Raw genomic sequence first — 14,402 nt, forward strand, 5'->3', positions numbered from 1 at the left:
TCAACGCTCCTGTTTCCGCAGCAATAACGCAGCAGTTGTTAACAAGATCGGTATAGCGATAACGAGCGGCGCGATGGCTGGCAGCGCGTCTGTAAACGACATCCCTTTAGAAAACACGCCGCGCGTGACGACAATATGGTAGGTTGCCGGAAAAACCTCACCAATCCATCGTGCAGCTCCCTCAAGTGAGGGCACGGGTGTCAATAATCCTGAAAATTGTGCGGCGGGGACGATAGTTGCTAGCGTGGTCGCGAACAAAGCTGCTATTTGACTGCGCACAAACGCCGAAATGATGAGGCCAAATAAGGCTGCATTGATAACGTAGAATAAACTTGCCAGCGTTAAAGCCGCTAAACTACCCGTCAGCGGCACCTCAAATAAATAAACCGCCAACAACAATAACACTGCATAATTCACCATCCCTAGCACGACATAAGGCACTAATTTACCCAGCAGAAATTCAAGCCGTGTAGTTGGGGTTACATAAAAATTTAAAATCGAACCCAGTTCTTTCTCCCGAACCACCGCAAGCGACGTCAAAATGGCAGGAAACATTAACAACAACAGTGGAATAACCGCTGGCATCATCGCCGGTAAACTTTTCACCTCTGGGTTATAACGATAACGCGTGTCTATCCGTGCGGCAGCTGTGAGAGCGTCTTGCTCAGGTGTATAGCGTTGCTGCAACCAGTGCAGATGCAGACCCTGAACGTAGCCTTGTACTGTTTCCGCTCGCATCGGTAGCGATCCATCAATCCAAGCGCCAATCTCAACTCTTCGACCACTCTCCACATCACGAGCAAAACCGTACGGAAGCTCTAACGCCAAGCTTATTTCTCCACTGCGCAGACGCTGTTCCATATCCGCCTCGTTGATGAGCGGTGATTGTTCTGCAAAATAACGGCTCGCCGCAATGCTATGCGTGTAATCATGACTCAACTGGCTCTGGTCATAGTCAAGCACGGCAAAACTCAAATCCTCTACATCCATATTCATGCCATAACCCAACACTGTCATTAAAATCACACTGCCCAGTGCAGCCATCCACAGCCGAATGGGATCCCTTAACAACTCCATACTTTCGCGCCGCAGATAACTCCAGCAACGTCGCCAGCTAAAATATGGAGATCTTCGCTGTGACGATTCCGACGGTAATAGCTCTGTGGCTACTGGCGCCACGTTATCAGTTTGCGCGCGTTGCAGAAGCTGGACAAAGGCATCATCAAGTGATGCCGCATTTTCTTTCGCCATGATTGCTGTGGGAGTATCGGTGACGATAATTTTTCCAGCGTGCATTAATGAGATGCGATCGCAACGCGTTGCCTCTTCCATATAATGGGTTGAAATGAATATCGTCACCTGTTGCTGCTGCGCTAGATCAATTAATAATTGCCAGAACAATTCGCGCGCGACTGGATCAACTCCCGAAGTGGGCTCGTCGAGTATCAGCACTTCTGGTCGATGAATCATGGCAACAGCAAGACTCAGGCGTTGCCTTTCGCCTAAAGGCAACTGCGGTGGAAGTTCGTGTAACTGTTCGTTCAGGTTAAATTGTTCAGCCGCCCACTTTACTCGTGCCGCGACTTGGTGGCTCGCCACTTTAAACAGCTGCGCATGTAAGCGCAAATTTTGTTCGACTGTTAACTCGTTAAATAGCGAGAACTGTTGGGTCATGTAGCCGACTTTATATCGCGACGCTCTGCTGCTTGCGGCAATAGGTTCTCCCAGCAAGGTACCGGAACCACTGGTCGCGGGCAGTAATCCAGTCAACATTTTCATTGTGGTCGTTTTGCCACAGCCATTTGAGCCAAGAAAACCAAATATTTCGCCCCGTTTGACCGTCAGGTCGATAGTATCTACGGCCGTAAAAGCACCAAACTTCTTCGTTAGCGAGCGCGCTTCAATGGCAATCTCGTCGACTGGTTGTGCTCGGCTAGCGGTCGCCACAGCTGGCAGTTGATAGGTGTTCGGTAACAGTTGTAAAAAAGCTTGCTCGAGGGACTCTGCACCGGTTTTGTCTAATAATTCGAAAGGTTTGCAATGGGCGAGTATTTCACCATTGTGCATAACCACAAGCTGTTCGAAGCGCGCCGCTTCGCTCATAGAAGCGGTGGCAACCACGACGCTCAATTGCGGCTGCAATTGCTGCAGGCGCTCAATCAAACGCCAGAATTGACGACGCGAGAGTGGATCTATGCCTGTGGTGGGCTCATCAAGCAACAATAGGTCAGGATCATGAATCAACGCGCAGCATAGCCCTAACTTTTGCTTCATCCCACCCGACAATTGCCCCGCCCGTCGCTCCGCAAAATCAAGTAAGCCTGTTGCTGCCAACAATTGCTCGATTCGCTCGACTCGTTCCGATTTTGGTAGGGCGAACAGGCCGGCGAAAAAAGCGACATTTTCATAAACTGATAATGCTGGATACAAGTTTTTGCCAAGCCCCTGCGGCATATAGGCTACACGTTGGAAAAGGCGGTGGCGCCCCGGACCCAAACTCAGGTCTTCGCCCAGTGTACTGATGCTTCCTTGTTGCAGAACTTTAGCGCCTGCAATCAAGCCAAGCAGCGTTGATTTACCGACTCCATCAGGGCCAATAATTGCGGTGGTCGATGCCGCCGGCACCGACAAAGTGATAGACTTCAGGGCACATTTGTCACCGTAAAAATGGCTTACATTGACAAGCTCGGCCGCGGTATTCATGCTTTAGTTACTCATCTACCTGTTCGAGCAGTTGTAGATGATCCGGCCAAGGTTGTGCGGTATCGGTGCGCACGTACGTCACCCCTGGTAAGCCTGTTTTTACGTGTTCAATATAACGCTCAAGCAACGCGCGTGGTATTTGCGCGCGTACACGAAACATTAATTTGTCGCGCTCTGCCGCAGTCTCCACTGTTTTGGGTGTGAATTGTGCCTCATCAGCGATGAACGAAATAGTTGCTGGAATTACGTAATCTGGAGCTGTATCTAAGACAATCCGAGCCTCACTGCCAATTGCCAGTTTGCCAACCACTGCCGTCGGCAAAAAGAACGTCATATAGACATCCGTTACATCCATTAAATTTAACACGCGACCGCCGGCACCGATGACTTCACCCGGACGCGCCATAATGAATTGCACGCGCCCCGGCCGCGGTGCACGAATTTCACTCTCAGCTAACTCAACTAGCATGCTTTCAACACTCGCAAGTGCTGCTTCGACTGATGCTTCACTGCCTCGCACGTTCGTTTGTGCAGCGATGATAGCTGCATCAGCGGCAGCTATTTGTGCTTGCGTAGCCGCAATAGCAGCTTCCGCTCCTAACTTGGCCGCACGCGCGTCATCAAGCTCTTGCGCCGATACCGAACCCTGACGGGCAAGTTGCTCCGCTCGCTGATACCGAATTGTGGCCAACTCGAGTTCTGCTTGGCGTTGTTGTAGCACCGCTTGCGCAGCGCGATGTTCTGCTTCACGCAAGGCGATTTGACTCTGGGCAGCGGCAACTTGACTTTGTGCTTGCAACAGTTGGGCCTCTGCTTGGTGCAATTGCGCAGTGAGTGCCGCTGTATCGAGCACGGCTAAAAGTTGCCCAGCCTCAACCCATTCACCTTCTCTTACGTACACATCTTGCACGCGCCCAGGCCGTGGCGTCGACAAATTCATTTCCACCGCTTCAATACGACCATTACCGCTGGCCAAATAACTGGGGGGCTGTTGGTAAAGCGACTGAACGTAAGCGACTACAAACCAGACAATAATAATCAAGCCAGCCCCACGAAGGATCCATTTTGTGCGCGCTTTCATATTGTTTTCTCGCTGATTTATTATTGCTTCAGCTTAAAGACTTGATTCGTAAAAAGCCAATAAAAAAACCGCACTCAAGTCACCCTAAGTGCGGTTTCGTGATTCCTTGCTGCGTAAGATTACGGCTCTAGTGAGTCGCTATTTGAGCTTAGCAACATTTCAATCTCAGCATCGCCACGCAAGGCGTTAATCACTGCGCTGTATACCTCCTGCGAGTAATTATTCAGCAACTGCTCTTGCAACTGGACGCTTTGTTCCGCGTCGACCTGACCTGCGCTGACGCTGTCAAGACGCACCACCGCAATATCACCATTTTCCAATGTGACAGTGTCGATATTACTGCTGTCTGCAGCTGGCGCTGCCATACCGAACAAGGTCTGCACCACCATGCGTGGATACTCAGAACTTTGTCGAGTAGCATTGCTAACCTCAGTGAACTCCGCATCTGTTGCCTCACCAGAGCGAACCGCTGTGGCAATCGCATCAGCACGTTGCAACGCTAGTTCTTGTGCACGCTCGACGGTCAGTGCTTGGCGTACTTGATCGGTCACTTCGCTCAGCGGTTGGGTAGTCGCATCTTTATGATCGACTACGCGGACGACTACCGATTCAGTGTCACTGATTTCGATGATGTCACTGTTGAAACGATCGGTGATCATTTCGTTTGAGAATACCTCTTGTACCACCGCCGGTGCTGCAAGGGCGCCACGCGCTGAACCTTCGCTAATCCAATCTGAGGTTTGTGCGGTAAGTCCAGTTGCTTCTGTCACTGCCGAAAAAGTATCAGGCACTTCAAAAGCAAGCTTAGCGACTTCTTGTTGCAACTCGTAATAGCGGTTCTGTACTTGCTGTTCACGTAGGTTCTCAGCAATCTCCGCACGCACTTCTTCAAACGGCGTGACTGAGCCTTCTTCTTTGTCCGTCAGCTTAATGATGTGATAACCGAAGCTGGTCTCAACTACACCAGTAATATCACCGATATTTTCGAGCGCAAATGCCGCTTCTTCGAAATCCGCATCCATAGTGCCCGGCTCGATCCATTCCAGATCACCGCCCTGCTCACCAGAGAAAATATCGTCTGAGTTAGCTTGCGCGAGTTCAGCAAAATCGGCACCTTGCTCAATTTCCGCCAGCAAAGCTTCTGCTTCCGCTTCAGCAGCAGCCGCATCATCACCACTCTCAATCAAGATGTGCGAAAAGCGGTAACGCGGCGCATCTTCATAGCGCGATAAATTACCTTCGTAGTAGGCACGTGCGTCTTCTTCACTAACTTCGAGCTGTTCAGCTAATTCAGCACCGTCAATAAGGACATACTCGACCTTTACTTGTTCCGGCACGGCAAAGTTTTGCAAATTCTGATTATACCAAGTCTCGATATCGGCATCGCTAATCTCGACTTGGTCACGATAGTCTTCCCAAGCGATTTGCGTGAAAGCGCCACTACGCTCTTGGCCCAGCAGTTGCAGAGTGTTATCCACTTCACTTGGCAGCACAAATTCGCTGCCCACAATGCCACGAACTAACTGTTGTGTAATAAGGTCACGACGAATCAGTTCAGCAAAGCCATCTGGGGTATAACCCATGCTGCGCAAAGTCGTTAGGTACAAATCATTATCGAATTGACCGGCAACTTTGAAGCCTGAGATATCGCGAATTGCCGCTTTCACTTGCTCCGGCGATGCGCGCAAACCGCGATCACGCGCAGCTTGCTCTAATAATTTTTGGTTGATGAGGTCATTGACCACTTGCGCGCGAATACGCTGTGTATAACGCGGGTCGCGTGCTAGCTGCTCGTAAAAGTCGCCCAATTGCTGTTGCTGACGGTTACGTTCGCTTTCCACTGCGCGCTCAAACTCTACTTGGGTGATATCTTCGCCATTCACCACTGCCACCGCCGGCTCAGGCTGGTTTGCGATATAGCCACCAATCCCTGCTAAAGCGAACGTCAGCGCGATGAGTACAAGGAACACCTTGACCCAGAGGCTCTGTGACCCTTCACGAATCCTGTCCAACATAATTTCATTAACCTCAAAATGTTCTGTTTTTTACCGCGCGCTATTTTATCTCATTACGCGGAAAAAAAATAACCCGAAGACATGCTTCGGGTTACTTTCTCTATTCGCTGGCGGAACGGACGGGACTCGAACCCGCGACCCCCGGCGTGACAGGCCGGTATTCTAACCAACTGAACTACCGCTCCGCAGTGATTAGTTTACTGAATCTTTCAGTGCTTTACCGGCTTTGAAAGAAGGTACTTTCGCTGCAGCGATTTGGATAGTCTGGCCAGTTTGTGGGTTACGACCAGTGCGAGCTGAACGCTCACGTACTGCAAATGTGCCAAAACCGACGAGTTGTACTGAATCACCTTTTTTCAAAGCATCAGTTACTGCTTCGATGAAAGAGTCCAGAGCACGTCCTGCAGCAGCTTTAGAAATTTCTGCTCCCTCTGCAATTTTGTCAACTAACTGAGACTTGTTCACAGTATCATCCCCTTAGATTGTTATTATCAGATTTTGCGTGGTTCCATTTGCAATTTCATTTGCATGGGCCCGCGAAGGTTATAACAAGCCTGAACAACGTGTTCAAGCAATTCAACAGGTTTGCGACTACTCCACGTTTCCCTGTCTCTCAAGTGGTATGTCAGAGTCTTTCGATGTGTTTGCCTGACCATCACTTTGACTCTAGGCTACCACAAGATTTTCGATTGAGAACCCTTTTTCACAAATTTTTTGACGAAAGAATGCGGTCTGCAGCCAGATCATGGGCTCACAGGCCGCATTTTCACGTTTTGTTAGGCCTTTTTAACCTCAGGTTCACGCTCTAAAGCGACTTTTAACACTTCATCAATCCACTGTACCGGCTGGATTTTCAGGTCTGCCTTTACGTTGTCACTGATTTCTTGCAAGTCGCGTTCGTTGTCTTTCGGGATCAATACGTGCTTGATACCACCACGATGCGCAGCTAAAAGCTTCTCTTTTAAGCCACCGATGGCCAACACTTCACCACGTAGCGTGATTTCACCTGTCATGGCGACATCGGCACGCACTGGTATTTGGGTGAGCGATGACACCAACGCCGTCACCATGGCAATACCCGCACTTGGGCCATCTTTTGGTGTTGCGCCTTCTGGCACGTGCACGTGGATGTCGCGCTTTTCATGGAAGTCATCAGGAATACCCAATTTATCCGCACGGCTGCGTACCACCGTCAGCGCGGTTTGAATCGATTCTTGCATGACATCGCCTAGCGAACCGGTAGAGGTAATCTTACCCTTACCTGCTACGTTAGTGGCTTCAATGGTAAGTAAATCGCCCCCCACTTCGGTCCACGCTAAACCTGTCACCTGACCAATCTGGTTATTCTCTTCCGCTTTACCAAAGTCAAAGCGCTGCACACCTAAATAATCTTTCAGGTTATCCGCATTAATTTCAACTTTCTTAATGCGTTTATCGAGCACGATCTTCTTCACGGCTTTACGACATAAGCGCGAAATTTCGCGCTCGAGGTTACGCACACCGGCTTCACGCGTGTAGTAACGAATAATGCCCAGTATGGCATCGTCTTTGATATTTAACTCATTCTTGCGCAAACCGTTGCGTTCGAGCTGTTTCGGCAACAAATGACGCTTCGCAATATTGAGTTTCTCGTCTTCGGTATAGCCGGCCAACCGAATCACTTCCATGCGGTCAAGCAACGGCCCAGGAATGTTCATGCTGTTCGAAGTAGCAACAAACATGACGTCCGACAAATCGTAATCAACCTCTAAATAATGGTCGTTAAAATTGACGTTTTGTTCTGGGTCGAGCACTTCCAACAAGGCCGAAGCTGGGTCGCCACGCATATCAGCCGCCATCTTGTCAATTTCATCCAGCAAAAACAGTGGGTTACGAACGCCAACCTTTGCCATCTTCTGGATCAATTTGCCCGGCATTGAGCCAATATAGGTACGACGGTGTCCACGAATTTCAGCTTCGTCACGCACGCCACCTAACGCCATACGGATATACTTACGACCAGTCGCCTTGGCAATAGATTGACCTAACGAGGTTTTACCAACGCCCGGTGGTCCGACTAAGCACAGAATGGCACCACGCACTTTACTGGTGCGCTGTTGCACCGCAAGGTACTCAAGAATGCGTTCTTTTACTTTCTCGAGACCATAATGATCCGCATCGAGGATTTGCTCAGCATTGGCGAGATCTTTCTTGATCCGTGAACGCTTTTTCCATGGCACCGAGACCATCCAATCGATATAACCACGCACCACGGTCGCCTCAGCAGACATAGGTGACATCATCTTCAATTTTTGCAGCTCAGCACGGGTTTTCTTCTCGGCTTCTTCAGGCATTTTCGCGTCTTGAATTTTCTTCTCAAGCGTTTCAAATTCATCTGGGCCGTCTTCCATTTCGCCGAGTTCTTTTTGAATCGCTTTCATTTGCTCATTCAAATAGTACTCGCGCTGGCTTTTCTCCATTTGCTTTTTCACGCGTGAACGGATGCGCTTCTCAACTTGTAATAAGTCAATTTCGCCTTCCATAAGCGCCATCAAAAACTCTAAACGCTCACGCACATCGGTAATTTCCAATACTTTCTGCTTGTCGTTTAACTTCAACGGCATGTGCGCAGCCATAGTGTCGGCCAAGCGGTCAGCTTCTTCGATACCCGATAACGAAGTCAGAACCTCAGGTGGAATCTTCTTATTGAGCTTAACGTAGCCCTCAAATTGATTCACAGCAGAACGAATCATCACCTCTTCTTCTTTTTCTGGCATCTCTTCAGAGTCCAGGTAGTGCACTTTGGCACGGAAGAAGTCTTCATTATCTTCGAACGCATCAATCGCCGCTCGTTGTGAACCTTCAACCAGCACTTTGACTGTGCCATCAGGGAGTTTCAACAACTGCAAAATATTCGCAACCGTACCGATGCTATGAATATCTTTGGTTTCTGGCTCGTCTACACTGGCGTCCATTTGCGCCGACAGAAAAATTTGTTTGTTGTTTTCCATTGCCGCTTCGAGGCAGCGAATTGATTTCTCGCGTCCGACGAACAATGGAATGACCATATGCGGGTAGACCACTACATCACGCAGTGGCAAAACGGGAATACTTAACTGCTCGACCCGTGCTTCGCTCATCGTTATCTCCAGATTTGGTGATTAGGTGTCTTAAAATTTATCTTACTCTTAATATGAGGCCATGCGAAGAAAGTTCAATGATTTGCATAAAAAAAGGGCCAAAACGGCCCTTTTTGCACATTTTTCATGCTAACTGAGCTAGTTATTCACCTGAAGCATGCTTTTCTTTATCTTGATTTTGATAAATCATGATCGGCTTCGAATCGCCGGCAATCACCGATTCATCAATCACAACTTTGCTGACGTTGTCGATAGACGGTAATTCGTACATGGTATCGAGGAGCACGCCTTCAACAATCGAGCGCAAACCGCGCGCGCCTGTTTTGCGTTGCATTGCCTTACGGGCAATGGCGCGCAATGCGTCATCACGGAACTCAAGCTCGGCACCTTCCATTTCAAACAATGCTGAATATTGCTTGGTCAGCGCGTTCTTCGGTTCTTGCAGAATTTGCACCAAGGCATCTTCATCGAGCTCTTCGAGCGTCGCCAACACTGGCAAACGGCCAATAAACTCAGGAATCAAACCATATTTGACCAAGTCTTCAGGTTCTACCTGACGCAGCAAGTTCGCTGCTTGTTCACTGGCTTTCTTTTTCACTTCAGCACCAAAACCGATGCCGGTTCCGATACTCACCCGTTGCTCAATAACCTTGTCGAGACCTGCGAATGCACCACCACAGATAAACAAGATTTTCGAGGTATCCACCTGCACAAATTCTTGTTGCGGGTGCTTACGCCCGCCTTGCGGCGGCACGGCTGCAACTGTGCCCTCAATGAGCTTGAGCAAGGCTTGTTGTACGCCTTCACCAGATACGTCGCGAGTGATAGAGGGATTATCTGATTTACGTGAAATCTTGTCGATCTCATCAATATAAACAATACCGCGCTGTGCTTTTTCGACATCGTAATCGCACTTCTGCAGCAGCTTCTGGATGATGTTCTCGACATCTTCGCCAACGTAACCTGCTTCGGTTAAAGTCGTCGCATCAGCCATGGTAAAGGGTACATCTAAATAACGCGCCAGCGTTTCAGCTAGATACGTCTTACCCGACCCAGTTGGACCAATCAGCAAGATATTACTTTTTCCGAGTTCGACATCTTCTTTACCTTTACCTGAGTTGCGCAAGCGTTTGTAGTGGTTGTAAACCGCTACAGCCAACACCCGTTTGGCAAATTCTTGGCCGATAACGTAGGCATCTAAATGCGCACGAATTTCTTTCGGCGTCGGTAAATGGTCACTGTCACCTTGTGGGGCGATATTTTGAATTTCTTCTTCAAGAATGTCGTTACATAACTCGACACACTCGTCACAAATAAATACCGAAGGTCCTGCAATAAGTTTGCGCACCTCGTGCTGACTTTTCCCACAAAAGGTACAGAACAACGGCTGTTCGCCATCACCTTGGGTTTTATCAGTCATGCTATTCTCCAGCTCGTTGCGTCAATACTTTATCAACGACACCATAATCTACAGCTTCTTGCGCTGACATAAAGTAATCACGGTCGGTATCTTTTGCTACTTGCTCAACATCACGACCAGTGTTCTCCGCCAACATGCGGTTCATCTTGTCTTTTATATCGAGAATTTGCCGCGCATGGATCTCAAAGTCTGATGCTTGCCCTTGGAAACCACCTAAGGGTTGGTGAATCATAACCCGCGAGTTAGGTAAGCAATAACGCTTGCCTTTCGCGCCACCAGCCAACAAGAAAGCTCCCATGCTTGCCGCTTGCCCCATGCACACAGTACTTACGTCTGGCTTGATAAAGCGCATGGTGTCATAAATCGCCATACCTGCAGTTACCGCACCACCTGGTGAGTTGATATATAAAAAGATATCTTTTTCTGGGTTTTCTGATTCTAAAAACAGTAACTGCGCGACAATAAGGTTGGCCATATGGTCTTCAACCTGACCGACGCAGAAAATGACGCGTTCTTTTAATAGTCGTGAATAAATGTCGTAGGAACGCTCACCTTTTGAGGTTTGCTCCACAACCATAGGGACTAACTGCGCGATAGGATCGTGCGCGAGTTGCGACATAGGTACTACTCCTAAAATAAAAATGGCTCGTATAAGACTATACGAGCCATTAAACCAAGTTGTGAGTGATTCCGTCAACGCCTAGCGCACAGAATCCTTCAACTTACTTCTGCTTGGGGTTCATCAAATCGTCAAAGCTGGTTTTCTTCGCTTTAACTTTTGCTTGACCAAGAATGAAGTCAATTGCTTGCTCTTCAAGGGCAACGTTGCGCACTTGCTGCATCAACTCTTGGTTACCTTTGTAGTACTGCACAACTTCTTCTGGGTCTTCATAAGCAGAGGCATTGTTGGCAATGATCTCTTCAACTTTCGCATCGTCAACTTTCAATTCGTTGCCGCGAATCACTTCGCCCAACAACAAGCCAACTTTAACGCGCTCTTTAGCTTGTTCTTCAAACAAGTTAGCTGGCAATTCTGGCATTTGTGAAGCATTGTTGCCAAAACGCTGCATTGCTTGACGGCGTAATACGTCGATTTCTTGCTTCACCATCGCTGATGGCAAATCAACTTCGTTCGCGTCGACCAAACCTTTCAACACCTGCTCTTTCACTTTCGCTTTGATGGTGTTGCTGAGCTCACGCTCCATGTTCTTGCGGACTTCAGCTTTCAATGCATCAACGCCGCCTTCGGTAACCCCGAACAAAGCAACGAATTCATCGTCTAGCTCAGGCAGAACTTGCTCTTCAACTTTTTTCGCAACGATATCAAATTCCGCTTCTTTACCTTTCAGGTTTTCGGCGTGGTAGTCTTCTGGGAAAGTAACCTTGATGGTTTTCTCTTCACCCGCTTTCATACCGATGATGTCGTCTTCGAACCCAGGGATCATACGTCCTTGGCCTAGCTCTAATGCGAAGTCTTCAGCTTTACCGCCGGCAAATTCTTCACCGTCGATACGACCGGTGAAATCAATCGTGATGCGCTCACCTTTCTTCGATTTGCGCTTCACTTCTTTCCAGCTAGCATGCTGCTTACGCAAAGTTTCCAGCATGTTGTCGACGTCTTTATCTGTCACAGTTACGTCAGGTTTTTCAACCGCGATACTGTCTAAACCTTTGACTTCAACTTCTGGGTAAACTTCGAACGTTGCAACGAACTCAAGGTCTTTACCAGCTTCGTTGACTTTCGGCTCAATCGAAGGAGGACCTGCTGGGTTGATTTGTTCTTGCATGATCGCTTCGAAATACTTGCTTTGCATCAATTCAGATGCAGCGCGCGCCCGAGCTTCTTTGCCGAATAATTTTTGCAATACATTCGGTGGTACCTTGCCCTTACGGAAACCGTTGATACGGCGATTACGGTACTCGTTCTTTAACAGCTCTTTGACTTTCTCGTCGATGGTTGCCGCTGGCACAGTAATGGTGGCGCGGCGTTCTAATCCTTGGGTTGTCTCTACAGAAACCTGCATTGCTTTATTACCTCGGCTTCACTATTGGCCTTGAGCCCACGTCTAGCAAGGGACTCATTGAAAATGACGCAGCATTATAGCGAAGCGACACCCATCAGTCGAGTAGTGATGCTTATCTTTTTCGTTAGAAATTACTGGCGAGAGAGCAGAACGAAGCCGTCACGGCCTTCTGCTTTCGCTTGATAGACCGCATGGTCGACCTTACGTAGCACTTCGTCAGTGGTCAATGCAGACTGTGGTACCAACGAGAAAATACCGATGCTCACGGTCACGCCATCGAGCTTTTCGGAACTTCGAATCGCCTCCAATAACGCCGCAGCACGTTGACTTGCGTCAAAAGGCGTTAAGTTCGGTGCAATGACGATAAATTCATCGCCACCGTAACGCGCGACTTGCTCACCACTGCGTTGAAAGGTCGTTTTGAGTTGCTGTGCAACGCAGCACAGTGCCTCGTCACCGGCGATATGACCGCGCTCATCATTTAACCGTTTAAAATGGTCGATATCAATCATAAACACAGTTAACCGCTGTTGATTGCGTTGCGTGCGGCGCAATTCGCTATCCAGTACGGCATCAAGTCCGCGACGATTAAGCAACTGAGTAAGACTATCGTGCTGCGCTTGACGCGCGAGCAACGCGTTGGCTTCACGCAATTCGGCTTGCACGCGGGTAAGTTCAGCTTCGCTACGATGCCGCGCTATGGTGTTGGTGATCATATCAGCGACCAAGCGCATTTGACGAACATCTTCATTCTGCCAATGAGTCTTTCGTTGCACCAAGTCACAGCCGACAAAGCCGATCAATTTCGCCTCCAAATACATCCCGACGGCCATCATGGCACCAATATTTTCGCGCTCTAATTCAGCCTTGAACCCTGCCGTTTCGGCTGGTAACTGGCTGACATCATCCACTAGTAGCTTTCCGTCACGCAGCATCACCTCGAAAAACCAAGGCATGGCGTTAATTGGAACATCCTGTAAGTCTTCCTTGTGCGCGCTCACGCCTACAGCGACCCATTCATGGGTATTGGACATGGTTTGATAATTTTCATCGAACAGAAAGACGTAACACCGATCTTTACGCCCACCGCTACCGAGCGCTGCTAGCGCTTCTTCAATGTGACTTGCGGCTTCGTCAGGGGCGGCGTTGATCAAGTTGGTGCTGATATCAAGGATCAGGTAAGCAAAGCTATCGTCATTGTGGGTCGGCGATTGGGTCAGAGCCATTATTATAGGGTCACGTTACGTTAATGTAACAACTATGGGCGAAGATTGGTGACAATTCAAGCACTGTGACAACGAGAATGGTCGGCGAGACTGGATTCGAACCAGCGACCCCTTGGACCCAAACCAAGTGCGCTACCAAGCTGCGCTACTCGCCGACAACAATTAATGAGGGGGAATTCTTTAGAAATGGGGTGGCTGATGGGATTCGAACCCACGACCACCGGAATCACAATCCGGGGCTCTACCAACTGAGCTACAGCCACCACTACTGTTATGTCTTGCCAGGGCATTTATGGCGCACCCGGCAGGATTCGAACCTGCGACCCACGGCTTAGAAGGCCGTTGCTCTATCCAACTGAGCTACGGGCGCATGTTGCTTACATAAATCTTGCACAAATGGTCGGCGAGACTGGATTCGAACCAGCGACCCCTTGGACCCAAACCAAGTGCGCTACCAAGCTGCGCTACTCGCCGACAACAATTAATGAGGGGGAATTCTTTAGAAATGGGGTGGCTGATGGGATTCGAACCCACGACCACCGGAATCACAATCCGGGGCTCTACCAACTGAGCTACAGCCACCACTACTGTTATGTCTTGCCAGGGCATTTATGGCGCACCCGGCAGGATTCGAACCTGCGACCCACGGCTTAGAAGGCCGTTGCTCTATCCAACTGAGCTACGGGCGCATGTTGCTTACATAAATCTTGCACAAATGGTCGGCGAGACTGGATTCGAACCAGCGACCCCTTGGACCCAAACCAAGTGCGCTACCAAGCTGCGCTACTCGCCGACATTGCTTTGTACAACTTCA

9 protein-coding genes and 8 tRNA genes are annotated in these 14,402 nt (G+C 49.1%); all 17 read right to left on the bottom strand.

The annotated features are described in order from the left end of the window. Window positions 1-2,703, bottom strand: a complete 2,703-nt coding sequence (rbbA, locus tag IDAT_RS08155) for a ribosome-associated ATPase/putative transporter RbbA (RefSeq protein ID WP_034732654.1) — start codon at window positions 2,701-2,703, stop codon at window positions 1-3. 7 nt (window positions 2,704-2,710) lie between these two features. Next, window positions 2,711-3,784 (bottom strand): HlyD family secretion protein, encoded by a 1,074-nt coding sequence (locus tag IDAT_RS08160; RefSeq protein ID WP_034732656.1) that lies wholly within the window; start codon window positions 3,782-3,784, stop codon window positions 2,711-2,713. A 119-nt stretch (window positions 3,785-3,903) separates the two neighbouring features. After that, window positions 3,904-5,799 carry a SurA N-terminal domain-containing protein gene (locus IDAT_RS08165; RefSeq protein WP_034732657.1) on the bottom strand — a complete coding sequence of 632 codons (1,896 nt, stop codon included), beginning with the start codon at window positions 5,797-5,799 and terminating at the stop codon, window positions 3,904-3,906. Between the two features lie 108 nt (window positions 5,800-5,907). Beyond that, window positions 5,908-5,984, bottom strand: a tRNA-Asp gene (locus IDAT_RS08170). A 7-nt stretch (window positions 5,985-5,991) separates the two neighbouring features. Continuing rightward, window positions 5,992-6,264, bottom strand: coding sequence for a nucleoid-associated protein HU-beta (hupB, locus tag IDAT_RS08175; protein WP_034732659.1), 273 nt, complete (start codon window positions 6,262-6,264; stop codon window positions 5,992-5,994). A 311-nt stretch (window positions 6,265-6,575) separates the two neighbouring features. Next, a complete protein-coding gene (gene lon, locus IDAT_RS08180) occupies window positions 6,576-8,918 on the bottom strand; it encodes an endopeptidase La (protein WP_034732660.1) in 2,343 nt (780 codons plus the stop codon). Window positions 8,919-9,060: 142 nt separating this feature from the next. After that, window positions 9,061-10,338, bottom strand: coding sequence for an ATP-dependent protease ATP-binding subunit ClpX (clpX, locus tag IDAT_RS08185; RefSeq protein WP_034732662.1), 1,278 nt, complete (start codon window positions 10,336-10,338; stop codon window positions 9,061-9,063). Window position 10,339: 1 nt separating this feature from the next. Then, complete coding sequence (clpP, locus tag IDAT_RS08190) at window positions 10,340-10,957, bottom strand: ATP-dependent Clp endopeptidase proteolytic subunit ClpP (RefSeq protein ID WP_034732664.1); 618 nt, start codon at window positions 10,955-10,957, stop codon at window positions 10,340-10,342. A gap of 103 nt (window positions 10,958-11,060) precedes the next feature. Continuing rightward, entirely contained in the window at window positions 11,061-12,362 is a 1,302-nt protein-coding gene (gene tig, locus IDAT_RS08195) for a trigger factor (protein ID WP_034732666.1), read from the bottom strand. A gap of 131 nt (window positions 12,363-12,493) precedes the next feature. After that, window positions 12,494-13,588 carry a GGDEF domain-containing protein gene (locus tag IDAT_RS08200; RefSeq protein WP_051986663.1) on the bottom strand — a complete coding sequence of 365 codons (1,095 nt, stop codon included), beginning with the start codon at window positions 13,586-13,588 and terminating at the stop codon, window positions 12,494-12,496. 78 nt (window positions 13,589-13,666) lie between these two features. Next, window positions 13,667-13,743: transfer RNA gene (locus tag IDAT_RS08205), tRNA-Pro, on the bottom strand. Between the two features lie 32 nt (window positions 13,744-13,775). Next, a tRNA-His gene (locus IDAT_RS08210) sits at window positions 13,776-13,851 on the bottom strand. Window positions 13,852-13,881: 30 nt separating this feature from the next. After that, window positions 13,882-13,958: transfer RNA gene (locus tag IDAT_RS08215), tRNA-Arg, on the bottom strand. Window positions 13,959-13,985: 27 nt separating this feature from the next. After that, window positions 13,986-14,062: transfer RNA gene (locus tag IDAT_RS08220), tRNA-Pro, on the bottom strand. 32 nt (window positions 14,063-14,094) lie between these two features. Further along, window positions 14,095-14,170: transfer RNA gene (locus tag IDAT_RS08225), tRNA-His, on the bottom strand. A 30-nt stretch (window positions 14,171-14,200) separates the two neighbouring features. Continuing rightward, window positions 14,201-14,277: transfer RNA gene (locus IDAT_RS08230), tRNA-Arg, on the bottom strand. Window positions 14,278-14,304: 27 nt separating this feature from the next. Continuing rightward, a tRNA-Pro gene (locus tag IDAT_RS08235) sits at window positions 14,305-14,381 on the bottom strand. Window positions 14,382-14,402 lie beyond the last annotated feature (21 nt).

Source organism: Pseudidiomarina atlantica, assembly GCF_000753735.1.
Classification (GTDB): Bacteria; Pseudomonadota; Gammaproteobacteria; order Enterobacterales; family Alteromonadaceae; genus Pseudidiomarina; species Pseudidiomarina atlantica.

Excerpts from the sequence above, each read along its gene's own strand:
- rbbA (WP_034732654.1), bottom strand. The coding sequence starts at position 2,703 with ATGAATACCGCGGCCGAGCTTGTCAATGTAAGCCATTTTTACGGTGAC.
- tig (WP_034732666.1), bottom strand. The coding sequence starts at position 12,362 with ATGCAGGTTTCTGTAGAGACAACCCAAGGATTAGAACGCCGCGCCACC.
- IDAT_RS08160 (WP_034732656.1), bottom strand. The coding sequence starts at position 3,784 with ATGAAAGCGCGCACAAAATGGATCCTTCGTGGGGCTGGCTTGATTATT.
- lon (WP_034732660.1), bottom strand. The coding sequence starts at position 8,918 with ATGAGCGAAGCACGGGTCGAGCAGTTAAGTATTCCCGTTTTGCCACTG.
- IDAT_RS08200 (WP_051986663.1), bottom strand. The coding sequence starts at position 13,588 with ATGGCTCTGACCCAATCGCCGACCCACAATGACGATAGCTTTGCTTAC.
- clpX (WP_034732662.1), bottom strand. The coding sequence starts at position 10,338 with ATGACTGATAAAACCCAAGGTGATGGCGAACAGCCGTTGTTCTGTACC.
- IDAT_RS08165 (WP_034732657.1), bottom strand. The coding sequence starts at position 5,799 with ATGTTGGACAGGATTCGTGAAGGGTCACAGAGCCTCTGGGTCAAGGTG.
- clpP (WP_034732664.1), bottom strand. The coding sequence starts at position 10,957 with ATGTCGCAACTCGCGCACGATCCTATCGCGCAGTTAGTCCCTATGGTT.